Source organism: Mesorhizobium sp. B2-4-19 (assembly GCF_006441315.1).
Lineage (GTDB): Bacteria > Pseudomonadota > Alphaproteobacteria > Rhizobiales > Rhizobiaceae > Mesorhizobium.
On sequence record NZ_VFUV01000002.1, the window covers coordinates 225,250 to 241,264 of the forward strand.

17 protein-coding genes and 1 tRNA gene are annotated in these 16,015 nt (G+C 63.8%); 14 read left to right on the forward strand and 4 right to left on the reverse strand.

Annotation, left to right across the window (positions count from 1 at the left end; all coding sequences use genetic code 11):
- Positions 1 to 6: 6 nt before the first annotated feature.
- Genes FJ546_RS04335 through FJ546_RS04355 form a run of 5 tightly spaced genes read left to right on the forward strand, consistent with a single transcriptional unit; the run spans position 7 to position 6,747 of the window.
- Complete coding sequence (locus FJ546_RS04335; protein ID WP_246686743.1) at positions 7 to 1,869, forward strand: extracellular solute-binding protein; 1,863 nt, start codon at positions 7 to 9, stop codon at positions 1,867 to 1,869.
- A gap of 30 nt (positions 1,870 to 1,899) precedes the next feature.
- Positions 1,900 to 2,997, forward strand: a complete 1,098-nt coding sequence (locus FJ546_RS04340; protein ID WP_140888231.1) for a microcin C ABC transporter permease YejB — start codon at positions 1,900 to 1,902, stop codon at positions 2,995 to 2,997.
- The gene (locus FJ546_RS04345) at positions 2,997 to 4,151 is read left to right on the forward strand and encodes an ABC transporter permease (RefSeq protein ID WP_140888232.1); all 1,155 of its coding nucleotides are present in this window, start codon (positions 2,997 to 2,999) and stop codon (positions 4,149 to 4,151) included. The genes FJ546_RS04340 and FJ546_RS04345 overlap by 1 nt, the downstream gene beginning before the upstream one ends.
- Positions 4,148 to 5,776 carry an ABC transporter ATP-binding protein gene (locus FJ546_RS04350; protein ID WP_140888233.1) on the forward strand — a complete coding sequence of 543 codons (1,629 nt, stop codon included), beginning with the start codon at positions 4,148 to 4,150 and terminating at the stop codon, positions 5,774 to 5,776. Before FJ546_RS04345 ends, FJ546_RS04350 begins: the two co-directional genes overlap by 4 nt.
- Before the next feature lie 29 nt (positions 5,777 to 5,805).
- On the forward strand, positions 5,806 to 6,747 hold the full coding sequence (locus FJ546_RS04355) for a glyoxylate/hydroxypyruvate reductase A (RefSeq protein WP_140888234.1): 942 nt from the start codon (positions 5,806 to 5,808) through the stop codon (positions 6,745 to 6,747).
- Between the two features lie 9 nt (positions 6,748 to 6,756).
- Here the strand turns inward: FJ546_RS04355 and FJ546_RS04360 are convergent, their stop codons facing one another.
- The 3 genes from FJ546_RS04360 to FJ546_RS04370 all read right to left on the reverse strand — a co-directional run bounded on the left by FJ546_RS04360 (position 6,757) and on the right by FJ546_RS04370 (position 8,744).
- Positions 6,757 to 7,284: an AAA family ATPase gene (locus FJ546_RS04360; RefSeq protein WP_140888235.1), complete on the reverse strand. Its 528-nt coding sequence runs from the start codon at positions 7,282 to 7,284 to the stop codon at positions 6,757 to 6,759.
- 71 nt (positions 7,285 to 7,355) lie between these two features.
- On the reverse strand, positions 7,356 to 7,706 hold the full coding sequence (locus FJ546_RS04365; protein WP_246686744.1) for a hypothetical protein: 351 nt from the start codon (positions 7,704 to 7,706) through the stop codon (positions 7,356 to 7,358).
- 120 nt (positions 7,707 to 7,826) lie between these two features.
- On the reverse strand, positions 7,827 to 8,744 hold the full coding sequence (locus tag FJ546_RS04370) for a class I SAM-dependent methyltransferase (RefSeq protein WP_140888237.1): 918 nt from the start codon (positions 8,742 to 8,744) through the stop codon (positions 7,827 to 7,829).
- A gap of 123 nt (positions 8,745 to 8,867) precedes the next feature.
- Here FJ546_RS04370 and FJ546_RS04375 point away from each other — a divergent pair, with 123 nt between their 5' ends.
- Positions 8,868 to 9,875, forward strand: a complete 1,008-nt coding sequence (locus tag FJ546_RS04375) for a ligase-associated DNA damage response exonuclease (protein WP_140888238.1) — start codon at positions 8,868 to 8,870, stop codon at positions 9,873 to 9,875.
- Positions 9,876 to 9,879: 4 nt separating this feature from the next.
- The gene (locus FJ546_RS04380) at positions 9,880 to 11,481 is read left to right on the forward strand and encodes a cisplatin damage response ATP-dependent DNA ligase (protein WP_140888239.1); all 1,602 of its coding nucleotides are present in this window, start codon (positions 9,880 to 9,882) and stop codon (positions 11,479 to 11,481) included.
- Positions 11,482 to 11,496: 15 nt separating this feature from the next.
- Here the strand turns inward: FJ546_RS04380 and FJ546_RS04385 are convergent, their stop codons facing one another.
- Positions 11,497 to 12,642 carry a hypothetical protein gene (locus FJ546_RS04385; RefSeq protein ID WP_140888240.1) on the reverse strand — a complete coding sequence of 382 codons (1,146 nt, stop codon included), beginning with the start codon at positions 12,640 to 12,642 and terminating at the stop codon, positions 11,497 to 11,499.
- A gap of 289 nt (positions 12,643 to 12,931) precedes the next feature.
- On the opposite strand from FJ546_RS04385, the gene FJ546_RS04390 reads away from it, so the two are divergent.
- The 7 genes from FJ546_RS04390 to FJ546_RS04420 all read left to right on the forward strand — a co-directional run bounded on the left by FJ546_RS04390 (position 12,932) and on the right by FJ546_RS04420 (position 16,006).
- Positions 12,932 to 13,007, forward strand: a tRNA-Thr gene (locus FJ546_RS04390).
- A 141-nt stretch (positions 13,008 to 13,148) separates the two neighbouring features.
- Positions 13,149 to 13,337, forward strand: a complete 189-nt coding sequence (locus tag FJ546_RS04395) for a YodC family protein (protein ID WP_019863018.1) — start codon at positions 13,149 to 13,151, stop codon at positions 13,335 to 13,337.
- A 222-nt stretch (positions 13,338 to 13,559) separates the two neighbouring features.
- Positions 13,560 to 14,018, forward strand: coding sequence for an acid-shock protein (locus tag FJ546_RS04400; protein ID WP_140888241.1), 459 nt, complete (start codon positions 13,560 to 13,562; stop codon positions 14,016 to 14,018).
- Between the two features lie 45 nt (positions 14,019 to 14,063).
- On the forward strand, positions 14,064 to 14,600 hold the full coding sequence (locus tag FJ546_RS04405; protein ID WP_140888242.1) for an RNA polymerase sigma factor: 537 nt from the start codon (positions 14,064 to 14,066) through the stop codon (positions 14,598 to 14,600).
- Positions 14,601 to 14,719: 119 nt separating this feature from the next.
- Positions 14,720 to 15,166: a hypothetical protein gene (locus FJ546_RS04410; RefSeq protein WP_246686745.1), complete on the forward strand. Its 447-nt coding sequence runs from the start codon at positions 14,720 to 14,722 to the stop codon at positions 15,164 to 15,166.
- The gene (locus FJ546_RS04415; protein ID WP_140888244.1) at positions 15,163 to 15,618 is read left to right on the forward strand and encodes a periplasmic heavy metal sensor; all 456 of its coding nucleotides are present in this window, start codon (positions 15,163 to 15,165) and stop codon (positions 15,616 to 15,618) included. The genes FJ546_RS04410 and FJ546_RS04415 overlap by 4 nt, the downstream gene beginning before the upstream one ends.
- Before the next feature lie 109 nt (positions 15,619 to 15,727).
- A complete protein-coding gene (locus FJ546_RS04420; RefSeq protein WP_140888245.1) occupies positions 15,728 to 16,006 on the forward strand; it encodes a hypothetical protein in 279 nt (92 codons plus the stop codon).
- Positions 16,007 to 16,015 lie beyond the last annotated feature (9 nt).

Sequence of the window (16,015 nt, forward strand, 5' to 3'; positions counted from 1 at the left end):
CAGTCGATGCTACCTCGTCGTGGCTTCCTGACGCTTGGCGCCGCGGCAACCACCGCCGCGCTACTGCCGGGCCGTGCCTTCGCCGCCAGCCCGACCGATGTGAAACTGCATGGGCTGTCGGCTTTCGGCGACCTCAAATACAAGCCGGATTTCACGCATTTCGACTATGTCAATGTCGATGCGCCGCAAGGCGGTACGTTCAACTTCCTGCCGCGCAACTGGGGCTCCAACCAGACACCGCTGACCTTCAACACGCTGAATTCGTTCGTTCCCAAAGGCGATTCGCCGCAGCGTATGGAGATGTGCTTCGATTCGCTGATGGTGAGAGCGTTCGACGAACCTGACGCCGTCTACGGGCTGATCGCTGACGGCGTGACGATTTCAGACGACCGCAACGGGTTCACCTTCTCGCTGCGTCCGCAGGCTCGTTTCCATGACGGCACGCCGCTGACGGCCGAGGACGCCGCCTTCACCTTCAAGCTGTTGAAGGACAAGGGGCATCCGGACTATTCGCTGCCGCTGACACATCTGAACGACGCGATCGCCATCGATGCTCACACGTTGAAGCTTGCCTTCTCCGGCAAGCAGACAACCCGCACCATCCTCAACGTCGTTGCGTTCCCGATCCTGTCGAAGGCTTTCTATACGGCCAACCCGTTCGATTCCTCGCAGATGAATCCGCCGCTCGGGTCAAGCGCCTACAAGGTCGGTCGCTGGTCGGCAGGGGCCTGGATCGAATATGAGCGAGTGGCCGACTATTGGGGCAACGACCTGCCGGTCAATCGCGGCCAGAACAATTTTCAGCGCATTCGTGTCGAGTTCTACCAGGATCGCAACGTTGCCTTCGAAGCGTTCAAGAAGGGAGAGATCCTCTACAAGGAAGAATTCGTGTCGCGAGTCTGGGCGACGGGCTACGACTTCCCCGCCTTCATTGCCGGCAAGGTGGTGAAGCGCGAATTCCCGGCCGAAACGATGCCTTCCATGCAGGCCACCGCCGTCAATCAGCGGCGGGAGCAATTCCGCGACCCGCGCGTGCGGCAAGCGATCGGGCTCTGCTTCGACTTCGAATGGACGCGGCGCAATTTCTTTTACGGCTCCTATGAGCGCTCGCAATCCTGCTTCGAGCAATCCGATTTTCGTGCCGAGGGCGTCCCGTCGCCACAGGAACTAGCCTTGCTCGAGCCACTACGCGGCCAGATTCCGGGCGAGGCTTTTGGCGAAGCCGTCACACAAGACGTGTCGAACGGTTCCGGGCGCGACCGCCAGTTGCTTGGCAAGGCGGCCAAGCTCCTGACTGACGCCGGCTGGAAACGCTCCGGCAATTTCGTCGTCAACGACAAGGGCGGTCGACTGTCGGCAGAGTTTCTTGTCGATGACGAGGTCTTCGAGCAGGTTTACTCGCCCTGGGTGGAAAACATGAAGGCGGTCGGCATCGATGCCTCTATCCGGCTGGTCGACGCCGCGCAGTATCAGCTGCGGCAGAATTCGTTCGACTACGATCTTATCTCGGTTGCGGCCCGGTTTCCGGCGACGCCAACTCGTGACGACCTCGAAACCTTTTTCCACTCGCGAACCGCAACCTTGTCGGGCACACGCAATCTGCCGGGAACATCGAGCCCGGCCATCGACGCCCTGGTCGACGCCGCCGGCGCCGCCAAGGACCGCGAAAGCCTGACAATCGCCATGCGTGCGCTCGACCGGGTCTTGCGTGCACGGCGCGATTGGATTCCAAGTTGGTTCCTGGCGAATCATCGAAGCGCCTATTGGGACATGTTCGGCTTTCCCGAGCGGAAACCCGATTTCGACTTTCCGGTCGAAGCGCTGTGGTGGGTCGACAAGGGCAAGGCGGCAAGAATTGGCAAAGCCTGACATGACCGTTCGCGCAGGATTGGCGGGCTGATGGGCGCCTATATACTGCGACGCATCCTTCTGATGATCCCGACGCTGTTCGGCATCATGGCGATTTCCTTTGCCGTGATCCAGTTCGCGCCCGGCGGTCCGGTCGAGCAGGTGATTGCCAGTCTGACCAACCAGGGCGGCAGCGATCGCCTCGGCAGCGGTGGTGGCGACGCCGGCGCCGGTGGCAATGTCGATGCCGCCGGCGATATCGGCTCGAAATACCGCGGTGCGCAAGGTCTTGACCCCGAGTTCATCAAGAAGCTGGAAAAGCAGTTCGGCTTCGACAAGCCGCCGCTCGAACGCTTCGGCATGATGCTGTGGAACTATATCCGGTTCGATTTCGGCGATAGCTATTTCCGCGACATATCGGTGCTCAACCTGATCCTCGAAAAGATGCCTGTGTCGATCTCGCTCGGCATCTGGATCACCATCCTGTCCTACCTGATCTCGATCCCGCTCGGCATCCGCAAGGCGGTCAAGGATGGCTCGGCGTTCGACATGTGGACCAGCGGCGTCGTCATCATCGGCTATGCGATCCCGGGCTTCCTGTTCGGCATCCTGCTGATGGTGCTGTTTGCCGGCGGCTCGTTCTGGGACTGGTTCCCGTTGCGCGGCATCGTTTCGGATAATTGGGACCAGTTGTCCTGGCCGGACAGGGTCGTCGACTATATCTGGCACATGACGTTGCCGCTGACCGCGCTCGTGCTGTCGGCCTTCGCCACGACAACGCTGCTCACCAAGAATTCCTTCCTCGAGGAAATCCGCAAGCAGTATGTGGTGACGGCGCGCGCCAAGGGCCTGTCGGAGCGCAAGGTGCTCTACGGCCATGTCTTCCGCAATGCCATGCTGATCGTCATCGCCGGCTTTCCCGGCGCCTTCATCTCGGCCTTCTTCACCGGCTCGCTGCTGATCGAGAACATCTTCTCACTCGACGGTCTTGGCCTGCTCGGCTTCAAGTCGGTCCTGCAGCGCGACTATCCGGTGGTGTTCGCCAATCTCTATATCTTCTCGCTGCTTGGGCTGTTCGTCGGCCTGCTGTCCGACCTGATGTACACCTGGGTCGATCCGCGCATCGATTTCGAGCGGAGAGACATCTGATGTCCCAAGCCGTTGTCGAGAACACCGTTGTCGAGACCACACCGAGACGCGCCAAACGGCCTTGGCTATCGCCGCTGAACCGCCGGCGCTGGCAGAACTTCAAGGCCAACCGACGCGGCTACTGGTCGCTGTGGATCTTCCTTGTGCTGTTCGGTCTGTCGCTGTTTTCCGAATGGATCGCCAACGACAAGCCGATCCTCGTCTCCTACAAGGGCGAGATCCTGTTTCCAGTGCTGGTCGCCTACCCCGAGGAGAAGTTCGGCGGCTTCTATGCCGTGACCGATTATCGCGATCCGGTCATCCGGGACGAGATCAACGCCAATGGCTGGATGATCTGGCCGCCGATCCGCTACTCCTATCGCACGGTCAACAATGCCATTCCCGATGCCGCGCCTGCAAAGCCATCCTGGCAATATGATGCGGACAAGCGCTGCGGCCAGTATCCGCAAGGGGCGGCCGATCCCGATTGCATTGTCGGCAACTGGAACTGGCTGGGCACAGACGACCAAGCGCGCGACGTGCTGGCGCGGCTTATCTACGGTTTCAGGATCTCGGTGCTGTTCGGTCTGATCCTGACCGCGGGCTCGTCGCTGATCGGCGTTGCCGCAGGCGCCATGCAGGGCTATTTCGGCGGCTGGACCGATCTTCTGTTCCAGCGCGTCATCGAGATCTGGTCAGCGATCCCGGTGCTCTATCTGCTGCTCATCGTCTCCGCCATCCTGCCGCCCGGTTTCTTCATCCTGCTTGGTCTGATGATGATCTTCTCCTGGGTGGCGCTGGTCGGGGTGGTACGTGCCGAGTTCCTGCGTGCCCGCAACTTCGAATATGTCAACGCCGCCCGCGCGCTCGGCGTGCCCAATCGCACGATCATGTTCCGGCATCTGTTGCCCAACGCCATGGTGGCGACGCTGACCTTCCTGCCGTTCCTGACCAGTGGTTCGATCTCGACGCTGACCTCGCTCGACTATCTCGGCTTCGGCCTGCCTCCGGGCTCCCCGTCGCTAGGCGAACTCATGAAGCAGGCGCAAAGCAACCTGAACGCGCCTTGGCTCGGTATTTCCGGCTTCATCGTCGTCTCGCTGATGCTGTCGTTGCTGGTGTTCATCGGTGAGGCCGCGCGCGATGCCTTCGACCCGCGCAAGGCATTCAGATGAGCGAAATTCTGCTCTCTGTCCGCGATCTCAGCGTCGCCTTCGCGCAAGGTGGCAACCAGTCGACGGCGGTCGACCACATTTCCTTCGACCTCGCCAAGGGCGAGACCGTGGCACTGGTCGGAGAGTCCGGCTCCGGCAAATCGGTGTCGGCCTTGTCAGTGCTGAAGCTCCTGCCCTATCCGACGGCGAGCCACCCCTCAGGGGAGATCCTTTTCCAAGGCGCCGACCTGCTGGCGATGAGCGAGAAGCAGTTGCGACAGGTGCGCGGCAACAAGATCACCATGATCTTCCAGGAGCCGATGACCTCGCTCAATCCGCTGCACACGATCGAGCAGCAGATCGTCGAGATCCTGAAGCTGCATCAGGGCATGGCCGACCGCCCGGCCAAGGCGCGCACGCTGGCGCTGCTCAACGAGGTCGGCATCCGCGATCCGCAGAAGCGGCTCGACGCCTATCCGCACCAGCTGTCCGGCGGCCAGCGCCAGCGCGTCATGATCGCCATGGCTCTGGCCAACGAACCGGAACTGCTGATCGCCGACGAGCCGACGACGGCGCTCGACGTCACCGTGCAGGCGCAGATCCTCGAACTGCTGGCGGGCCTCAAAAGCCGCAAAGGCATGTCGATGCTGTTCATTACCCACGATCTCGGCATCGTGCGCAAGATCGCCGACCGGGTCTGCGTCATGACCAAGGGCAAGATCGTCGAGACCGGACCGACCAAGGACATCTTCGCCAATCCGCAGCACCCCTATACGCGCCACCTGCTGGCAGCCGAGCCGAAGGGCAAGCCGCCGGCCGCCAACGCCGACGCCAAGCCGGTGATGACCGGCAAGGACATAAAAGTCTGGTTCCCGATCAAGCAGGGCTTCTTCCGCCGCACGGTCGACCATGTGAAGGCGGTCGACGGCATCGATGTCACCGTGCGCGCCGGCCAAACGCTGGGCGTGGTCGGCGAATCCGGTTCCGGCAAGACGACGCTCGGCCTGGCCTTGGCGCGCATGATCTCGTCGACGGGAACCATCCGGTTCAACGGCCGCGACATCAACCAGCTCACCTTCAACGCCATGCGGCCGCTCAGGCGCGAATTGCAGATCGTGTTCCAGGATCCGTTCGGTTCGCTCAGCCCGCGCATGTCGATCGCCGAGATCATCGAGGAAGGGCTGAAGATCCACGAGCCGAAACTGTCGCCCGATGAACGCGACGACAGGGTTGCGGACGTGCTGAAGGAGGTCGGCCTCGATCCGGCGACCCGGAACCGCTATCCGCACGAGTTTTCCGGCGGCCAGCGCCAGCGTGTCGCGATCGCGCGCGCCATGGTGCTCAACCCGCGCTTCGTCATGCTGGACGAGCCGACATCGGCGCTCGACATGAGCGTGCAGGCGCAGGTCGTCGACCTCCTGCGCAATCTGCAGGCCAAGCACGACCTCGCCTATCTCTTCATCAGCCATGACCTCAAGGTCATCCGGGCGCTTGCCAACGACGTCATCGTCATGCGCAACGGCCAGATCGTCGAAGCCGGCCCTTCCCAGCAGATTTTTGAAAATCCGCAAACCGACTATACTCGGGCGCTGATCTCGGCCGCCTTCAAGATAGAGACGGCGCCGGTCGGCATCGTCAGCGAGTAATTTGCGTAAAGAGGGACTAGAATACCGCGATGGAAAAAGGCCGCATCCTGCTTGCCGTCACCGGCTTTCATCCACAGCGCTGGCGCGAGCTTTTGTCGGCCGAGCGCGAGGTGGTGCTGGAGCCGGACGGCGCCAAGGATCCGTCGATCACCTATGCGGTTGTGTGGAAGCAGAAGCCCAATTTGCTGTCGTCGCTGCCCAATCTGCGCGCCATCTTCTCCATCGGCGCCGGCGTGGACCATATTTTCGCCGATCCAGGCCTGCCCGACGTGCCGATCGTCAAGGTCGTCGCCGACAACCTCACGCAATACATGACCGAATACGTCGTCTGGCGGGTGCTCGATCATCATCGCCAGGGCCTGCTCTACCGGCAGCAGCAGCAAAAGAAGACCTGGCACGAGCCGCAGCAGCGGCCAGCCGGCGACATATCGGTCGGCATTATGGGCCTCGGCAATCTCGGCCGCGCCGCGGCCTTGGTGCTGCTGTCGCTCGGCTTCGCCGTCAATGGCTGGTCGCGCACCGAGCGGCCGATGCAAGGGGTGGCGACCTATTCCGGCGAAGCCGGGTTGATCCCCTTCCTCAAGGCGACAGATATCCTTGTCGTGCTTTTGCCGCTGACGCCGGACACGCAAGGCATCATCAATTACGGCGTGCTGAAGGAATTGCGCAAGCGCAACGGCCTCGGCGGCTCGGTGCTGATCAATGCCGGACGCGGCCGCCTGCAGAAGGATGCCGATATCGTGCGGGCGCTGGATGACGGCACGCTGAAGGAGGCGAGCCTTGACGTGTTCGAGGTCGAACCGCTGCCGAAGACCAGCCCGCTGTGGAACCATCCGAAGGTGTTCATGACGCCGCACGCCGCGGCGACCTCCGATCCCATGCACCTGGTGCCGACCATGCTGCGCCAGATGGACGCCTTCGAGCGCGGCGAGAAGCTCGAGAATCTGGTGGATCGCAAGGCGGGATATTAGCCAGGGTTCTTACATCGCCAGATCCCACTGGCTGAAGCACCGCTTGATTGCTCTCACGGAGGACAACTGCAGCTTCGGCAAATCGAGCTCCTCGAACATCGCCTGGTATCTTCGGCGGTTTTTCGGCGTGGTCACGGCAATATGGTGGATCATGTCCCATTTGACGCTGTCGCGTACGCCCTCCAGGGTTCCGCGTCTGTTCTTCTCAAACCAGCTTCGCCTGAAGTAACGCAGCAGGCTTGCCGGCGTGGAGATATCCAGCAGGATCACTCCCGTCGCCCGCCGGAAACGTTGCGGCATGCAGATCGAGTAATTTCCGTCCATCACCCAGCGCTCGCCGGCGATCGCGGTGTCATGCAAGGCGATGAATTCGGTCTTTGGACGCGGCTCCCAGTCTGTGTTGGGCAGATGATGAAGCAGATCGAGGTGAACGGGCTCCAGGCCACGCTTGCGGGCAATCGCGACGGCCAGGGTCGACTTGCCGCTGTTGGACGGCCCCAGAATGCAGATGCGGTCGCCAAGGTCCGAGAGTTTCATTGATCGTCCCCTACGCGGACCCAAGCATGCTGCCGACGATCGCTCTCGTCGGACATCTGCAGCTTCTAACTTCAGCCAGGCAGGGCGAACTTCTTCTTCTGATTGTCCGGCTTGCCGCAGTCGCGGCGCTCGATCGACCGGTTCATGGCATCGATCTCGCCTGACGCCTTGTCGCTGTCGCGCTTGGCCTTGGAGCGCATGTCGGGCGTGAACGGACCGAAACCCATCGCGGGATTGGAGAAGGTCGGCTTCGCGGTCACCGGAAGGTTGTATTGCTGCGCCAGGCCATTGCGCTGCGCCAGCAACTGGTCGCACGGCACGGTGTCGTATTGCAGGGAGGATTCTACGTTAGCGTCCTGCCGCTCGGACATCGAGTTGCCGACGCAGCCGGCCGTTGCCAGGCAAGATGCCAAGATCATCATGTTCCAGCGCATCCGATATGCTCCTCCTGATATCCCGCATTGATGCGACCAGATCGCAAATATCAGTCGCGCACGCAAATCGGACTTTTTCGCAGCAGCGGGATGGTGTTCATGCTCACTTCAAACGGCGTGAGGCTTCCACGCCACAACGCCCAGCCCTTGGACGGGTTCGCGGCGATCCTGCCGGATGATGGTTGGCTCCAGCGCCAGGATCGCAAGCCCTTTGCCCTCGAGTGTCCGCCTGACATAGGGTTGAGAATGGGCATAGCGCCGCGAGGGCTGCAGCGCGAAGTCGCCGTCGTCTGCCAGGATCTCGACGGAAAAGGCAAACAGGCCGCCTTCGGCGAGCAGGCCGGCAATGGTGCCCACCAGACCATCGAGCGCGCCGATGTAGATCAGTACATCGGCCGATGTCACCAGATCGGGCTTTTCGCCTGAATGAGAGAATCCCTGCAGATCGGCTTTCGTCAGCGTGTCGTAGATGCCTTTCGCCCGCGCCTTCTTCAGCATCCTGGCCGAGATATCGACCCCTTCCAGCCGGTCGACGATCGGCCTCAGCCTCTCGCCCATCAGCCCGGTGCCGCAGCCCAGGTCGAGCGCCAGGCGAAAGCGGCCCGGCCTTGCCTTGCGAATCATCTGCTCGATGAATTCGGGGAGCCGGTAGTCGAGCTTGCCGACCAGCATCTCCTCGAATGTCTCGGCATAGTGGTCAAACAGCGCTTCGACAAAGGCGCTGGGCGGCGCTGCGGCAACCGGCCCCTTGCCGATCAGCTGCAATTTGAGGGCGGCGCCCTGGCGATCGGCCCCATCCAGTTTCAGCGACATCGCCCAGGCCTGCGCCGCCAGGTCGAGCCTGCCCGATGCCTCGTGCATTTCGCCAAGGCGGAACCAGCCCATTGCCCATTGCGGCGCCAGATCCAATGCGCCGAGCAGCAGCTCGGCCGCCGCCGTGGTATCGCCGGAGGCAAAGAGCATCTCGGCATAGTCGGCACGGCGATCGGCGTTCAAATCGCCGGACGATGTCTGAAGCGGTTTCATGATGATGGTTCCGCCGGCGGATGGCAGCCGGGCCGCCATCTCTGTAGAGCAAAGCTGGCCTGAGAGTCAGCAGTCTCCGACAAACGGCTTCCCGCAGCGGAATTATATCCTATCTTGGGGACCATGCGCGCCGCCGACCTGCTTCATCCCCAGCCCGAAGGCCTTTACTGTCCACCGGGCGATTTCTTCATCGACCCAGTGCGGCCAGTGGGCCGGGCGCTGATCACGCACGGCCATTCCGACCATGCACGCTCCGGCCACCGCTCGGTGCTGGCGACGCAGCAGACGCTCGACATTATGGGTCTGCGCTACGGCGAGGACTTTGCCGCAACGACGCAAGCCGCACGGCTCGGCGAGACGATCGCGCTGAACGGCGTCAGCGTCAGCTTCCATCCGGCCGGCCATGTGCTGGGTTCGGCGCAGATATCGGTCGAGCATCAGGGCACGCGCATCGTCGCCTCCGGCGATTACAAACGGCAAGGGGATGCGACCTGCGCGCCGTTCGAGCCGATCCGCTGCGACGTGTTCATCACCGAAGCGACCTTCGGCCTGCCGGTGTTTCGCCATCCGCCTGATACGGAGGAGATCGCCCGCCTGTTGAAATCGGCGGCGCAGTTTCCCGAACGCTCGCATCTGATCGGCGCCTATGCGCTGGGCAAGGCGCAGCGGGTGATGCGGCTGTTGCGCGATGCCGGCTATGACAAGCCGCTCTACATCCATGGCGCGCTGGCCAGGCTCAGCGAATATTATCAGAGCCAGGGTATCGACCTGGGTATCCTCGAGCCGGCAACGGTCGAGGACGGCAAGGACGACTTCACTGGCGCCATCGTCGTCGGCCCGCCATCGGCCTTCGCCGATCGCTGGGCGCGGCGCTTTCCCGATCCGATCTCGTGCTTCGCGTCTGGCTGGATGCGGATCCGCCAGCGCGCCAAGCAAGGTGGCGTCGAACTGCCGCTGATCATTTCGGACCATGCCGATTGGGACGAACTTACCGCCACCATCAAGGAGACCGGCGCCGAGGAGATCTGGGTGACGCATGGCCGCGAGGAAGCGCTGGTCCGCTGGTGCGAGCTCGAAGGCATCGTCGCCCGGCCGCTGCATCTGGTGGGCTATGAGGACGAGGGCGATTGAAGGCATGAACCGCTTCGCCGAACTGCTCGACCGCCTGGTGCTGACGCCGTCGCGCAACGGCAAGCTGACGCTGCTGGTCGATTACTTCCGAACCGTCGAGGATCCGGATCGCGGGCTGGCGCTGGCGGCCATCACCGGCGACCTTACTATAGCCGCGGTCAAGCCGGCGATGCTGCGCATGCTGGTCACCGAACGCATGGACCCTGTGCTGTTCGGCTATTCCTACGACTATGTCGGCGATCTCGCCGAAACCGTGTCGCTGGTCTGGCCGCAGACGCCGGGCAATATCCCCAACCGCGAGCCGACGCTTGGCGAGGTCGTGGCCAAACTGCAGTCGGCAAGCCGCTCCGACGGGCCGAAGGTTCTGGCGAGCTTGCTCGACAGCGCCGGCATCTCAGCGCGCTTTGCCATCATCAAGCTGGTCACCGGCGGCCTGCGCATCGGCGTCTCGGCGCGGCTGGCCAAACAGGCGCTGGCGGATTTCGGCAAGGTCGACGTCTCCGAGATCGAGGAGCTCTGGCACGGACTGTCGCCGCCCTATACGCCGCTGTTCGCCTGGCTGGAAGGCAAGGCCGAAAAACCCCGCAACACGGCGATGGCTTTGTTCCGTCCGGTGATGCTGTCGAACCCGGTCGGCGACGGCGATCTCGAAAAACTCGATCCGGCGGACTACGCCGCCGAATGGAAATGGGACGGCATCCGCGTCCAGGCGGTGGCGGAAGGTGGCGTCCGCCGGCTCTATTCACGCACTGGCGACGATGTCTCCGGCGCCTTTCCCGACCTCGCCGATGCCATGCACTTTTCCGCGACGCTCGATGGCGAATTGCTTGTCGGCGACCCGCGAGAGGCGACGGGGACCTTCTCGGACCTGCAGCAGCGGCTGAACCGCAAGACGGTGACGCCGAAGATGCAGCAGCAATATCCGGCCTTCATGCGCTGTTACGACCTGCTTCAGCTCGGCGACGAAGACCTTCGCGTATTGCCGTTCCGCGAGCGGCGTGGCCGCCTCGAAGCCTTCGTGAAAACGCTGGACCCCAGCCGTTTCGACCTGTCGCCCTTCGTCGACTTCGCGGATTGGCAGGCGCTGGAGAACCTGCGCCGCGCGCCGCCGCATCCGATCATCGAGGGCGTGATGCTGAAACGCTGGGATTCGCCCTATGTCGCCGGCCGGCCGAAAGGCCCGTGGTTCAAGTGGAAGCGCGATCCGCACACGGTGGACGCGGTGCTGATGTACGCCCAGCGCGGCCATGGCAAGCGCTCGAGTTTCTACTCCGACTACACGTTCGGCGTCTGGTCCGGAGCCGAGGGCGAGGAGGAATTGGTGCCGGTCGGCAAGGCCTATTTCGGCTTCACCGACGAGGAGCTGAAGCAGATCGACAAATATGTTCGGGACAACACGGTCGAGCGTTTCGGCCCGGTGCGTTCGGTGCGGGCGGATCGTGACAATGGGCTGGTGCTGGAAGTCGCCTTCGAGGGGCTCAACCGCTCGACCCGGCACAAATCCGGCGTCGCCATGCGCTTTCCCCGCATTTCACGGCTGCGCTGGGACAAGCCGGCCAACGAGGCCGACCGCATCGAGACGCTGCAGGCGCTGCTCGACCGCTAGATGCGGCCGATATTCTTACGGCTCGATCGAGACGCGGATCTCGTAGATGTCGACCGCCTTGCCCTGCTTGTCGAAATCGGAATTGACGGCGATGGTTCCGGCTGAGCCCGGATGCTTGTTGGGGAACTGCACGTCGAACAGATATTCGTTGCGCTGCTGGCCGACCGCGTAGCGCTTGCGGCCGCAATCGCCGAGCTCGCCGAAATTGCAGTCGACGGAAATCTGCGTGTCCTTGCCGTCCTCGGCACGCGCGATGATGTCGAACACGGCGTGCTTGCCCGCGAGCTTCTCCAGCACGCCCTGCCCGACATCGAAGGCGATCGCCGAACCGGAGGGGCCGGACTGGATGCGCAGGAACGGACCGGTATCGTCCTTCATCACCGAGGCCTTGGCGTCCGAAGGGGCTGCGACATGCGTCGGGTCGGTCGGCGAGAACACATTGATCCAGTTGCGCGACTGGTCCGCGGCGCCAGGCTTGGCCGGCGCGTTGGCGCCGTCGGCCGGGGTGAAATCGTCGCCCTCGACGGTTGGCGGCGCCTCCGGCGGCGCCGTATCGAGCTGCGCCGCCGTCTTGAACACGCCGGTCTGGATGGCAAAGAACACGCCGATGCCGATCGCCGCAAGCAGGGTGACGGTGAAGAAAATGGCGGTCAACGGCAGGCGGCGCCCGCGAATGCGCCGCTCATCGCGATCGGGCGCCACTTCCGTCGCGGTACCCGAAGCGGCGGGAGCGGACATGTCGATGGCCGGCACGCCAGGAAGCGTCGCGTCCGGCATGATGTCGGGAACGACCGGCAGCACGCGCGATCGCGGCGCATCGGAAGCGGGCTGCGCGGGGCCGTCGACGGTGACGGCGGGCGATGGCGCCTTGTCGCCGACCTCGATGGCGGGCGCCGCGGTGGCCGCGGGCTCGGCCGCCGGGGCATCGACCTCCAGGCCGACATCCGGCACCGCCGGCAGGAACTCGGATTCGATTTCGGTGATCGTTGCCTGGATCGCCTTGCGGCGCTTGATGGCGACTTCCACGGTCACGCCGGGATTGGCCTGGAGCGCACGGTCAAGCGCGGCAAAGGCCGAGCGATAGACCTTCTCGCGGAACGCGCGGTCCTCGGCATTGCCCTTCTCCAAGGCGTTCCGGATCGCTTTTTCGATCGCGTCCAAGCGGGATCCCTCTGCAAATTGCCCCAACTTCCGTGATGGTTAGCCGTAGGCGACCAATCAATCAACGGGCGCGCGGCCGCATTCTGCCTCGACGGGCCGTCCAAAGTCCATCTTGGCGATATTCCGGCAAACAAAATCGGAACATGCCGGCGATTCTCGCGCGCTTGGAGGCGCAAACCCCTGGTTTCGATCGCGGCGGGCGCTCCTGCATGATTTGCCAAGTGGCATCTTGAATTCGCGGCCGGTTGAGTCTATCACCCAGCCCATCTTGGAGGCCTCGGCTTCCCGGGCCGCTTTAGCTCAGTTGGTAGAGCACCGCATTCGTAATGCGGGGGTCGCGTGTTCGAGTCACGCAAGCGGCACCAGTTCCCTTCCTATCCTCCCTATGCCGCAATCGGTACTTGACCGCTGCCTATGCGGTGGATCGCGCAATGGTTCCCAGATGCGCCATTGTCGAGACTCAGCTTTGGTGGGAAACTCGCGGGCATCAGCATGGGAGGTCGAAAATGCCCAACACTTTCAAGACCGGAGACGTCGTCAAGCTGAAGTCGGGAGGGCCGAAGATGACGGTCAGCGACGGTGCCGCTTCCGGCATGTATCTGTGCCACTGGTTCAACCGCGAGGGCGATGTCTGGATTCCGCAGCATGCGGGTTTCAAACCGGACCAGTTGGTGGCCGCCGACCCATCGGCATAGCTCCTGCCCGTTCGCCAAGGGCGGTGGCTAAACCGGCGTGCATTCGTATGACGCCGGATGGGGTGTCATGGCCGCTGCTTTTGGCACCGGCACCGAGGCGGCATCGCCGGATCGAATGATCGGCGCAGGCGACCGACGGATTTCCGTCGTCGCTGCGTTTAACGGTTGAAGCGTGACCGCGGCATGGACCGTGGCCGACGCGCCAACCGGAGACGCCGAAGCATGATAAGCCGTTCGATCCTTGCCGCCGCCTTGAGCCTGCTGACCGTTGCGGCCCTCGCCCAGACGGCGACGCAGCCCCCAGTTGCTACGCCTCTTGGCGTCACGTCTCCTGGCGCCACGCCGCCAGCCGCCGCCCCGGCCGCGCCAAGGGCCAAGTCCGACATCACGCTGGCCAAGTTCCAGAAGCGGCGGGAGAAGGCGATCATGGCCGCCGACACGGATGGCGACGGCAAGATCAGCCTGCTGGAGTGGGAGGCTTTCCAGGCCAAGCGCAACATCAAGGGCGATGCCGCCAAATCCTTCGCGCGCATCGATTCGAACCATGACGGCTTCATCGATCGTGCCGAGCTCGATGCGTTCTTCGCCAAGCGCTTTGCCAAGCTGGACAAGAATGGCGACGGCGTTCTGACGGCCGACGAGATGCCAGGCCACAAATCCGCTCCCAAGCCGGAGCAATGACCAAGAGGCCATGACGCGTGATGGAAATCGGGAGTGCGCCAGCCGATGAGCGCCGATCCGGACGAGGAGTTGGTTCGTCGGGTCGGTGCCGGCGACCCGGCGGCCGTGCAGACGCTCGTCGCACGCAAATTGCCGCGCATCCTTTCGCTCGCCGTGCGCATGCTGGGCGATGCGGCGGAGGCCGAGGATGTCGCGCAGGAGACCTTCGTGCGCATCTGGCGCCACGCCGCGAGCTGGCGGCGCGGCAATGCACGCTTCGACAGCTGGATCCACCGGGTGACGCTCAACCTCTGCTACGACCGGCTGCGCCGGCGCCGCGAACTGGTGACCGACGATTTGCCGGACATGGTCGACCCTGCCCCGCTTCCCGACGCCCGCGAAGAGCCGCAGGGGATCGAGCAGGCCTTGCAGGCGCTCGCGCCACGCCAGCGCGAGGCGATCATCCTGGTCTACTATCAGGAGATGTCCAACATAGAGGCGGCCGCGACCCTGGCGATCAGCGTCGATGCGTTGGAGAGCCTGCTCTCGCGCGGCCGGCGGGCCCTGCAGATGATCCTGGCCAGGGATGGCGTCCATGACTGAGAAGACCGCGGCCATGAATGGCGGACATTTACCGCGCTTTATGGGCGTCCGGTGGGGGCCGGTCGGCCTCGTTTCCAACCCGCGTGGGCACGCGGCACCAAGGGGCAAGGGGAAGACAGATGGCTGAAGACATCGAGGACGGACCGGCAATGGACGCCAGGCGTTTCGCGGCGCTCGCCGAAGCCTATGGCGGCGATCTGCGGCGCTGGCCACAAGCGGAGCGCGACGCCGCCACCGCCTTTGCCTCAAGCGAGACAGGCCAGGCCATCTCGCGACGGGCCGATACGCTCGACGCCCTGCTCGACAGTTATCGCGTCCCGCACCCCGGCAAGGCGCTGCACGACACGATCCTGCGGACCGCCGACCGGTACATCGTCCGGCGGCGGCATCAGCGCTTCTGGTGGCTGGGGCTGGGGCTCGCCGGCATAGGGCTGGCCGGCGCCATTGCCGGACTGGCCCTGGTGACCGTCGTCACCCCCGAAGTTCAGCCCGACCATTATGTGCTCGACGCCAATGCGACGGCGTTCGGCGATGCCGGGCCCGACACGATCGAGGAAGACCTATGAGCACCGGCCGTAATCTCCTCATCGCATCGGTGGTGCTGAATGTCTTCCTGGCCGGCGCGCTTGCCGGCGGGGCCGTCTGGATAAAACGCGGCAAGCCGGCCCAGGGCTATTCGCTGGAGGCGGCCGGCGGCCGGCTTCCCGACCAGCAGCGCACGCTGTTCCGCAAGGCGCTGCGCGACGTCCGCCAAGAGTCGCGCGAAATCATTCGCGACGGCCAGCAGGCCAGGCGCGAGGCGGCGGATCTGCTGCGGCAGCCCGTCCTCGACACGGCGGCCCTGGCGGCCGCCCTGGAGAAGGCCCGCAATGCCGACGTCACCGTGCGCACGCGACTGGAGCAGCGCATCATCGAGTTCGCGGCGGCAGGCTCCGCCGAGGATCGCAGCCTGCTGGCGGAAGGGCTCTCAAGGCGCGCCGGGCCGCAGCCGTCGACACCGCCAAAAAAATCGCCGTGACGACCGACGGAAAATGCCGATGGCGCCCGTTTAACGAGATGAAGGGCAGGACCTGCCGGGCCATCTGGCGCCGACAGGTTTCAACCTCGGACAACTTCGGAGCATGGTCATGAACTATCTGACAAAATACGCGGCCACCGCCGCTCTCGCGATGACCGGGACGGTGGCTACGGTCGCGGCATCCTCGGCGATGCCGCTGGCGCCGCTTGCCGCCCCGGCGCTGGTCGAGCACGTCGCCTGGGGTTGCGGACCTGGCTGGCATCCCAATCCCTGGGGACGCTGCGTCCCCAATCGCGTGGTCGTCTACCCCGGTTACCATTATTGGCATCGCCCGGCCTTCTATGGGTGGCATCCGCACCGTCACTGGCACCGCTGGCATCGCTGGTAAGGGCCTCGG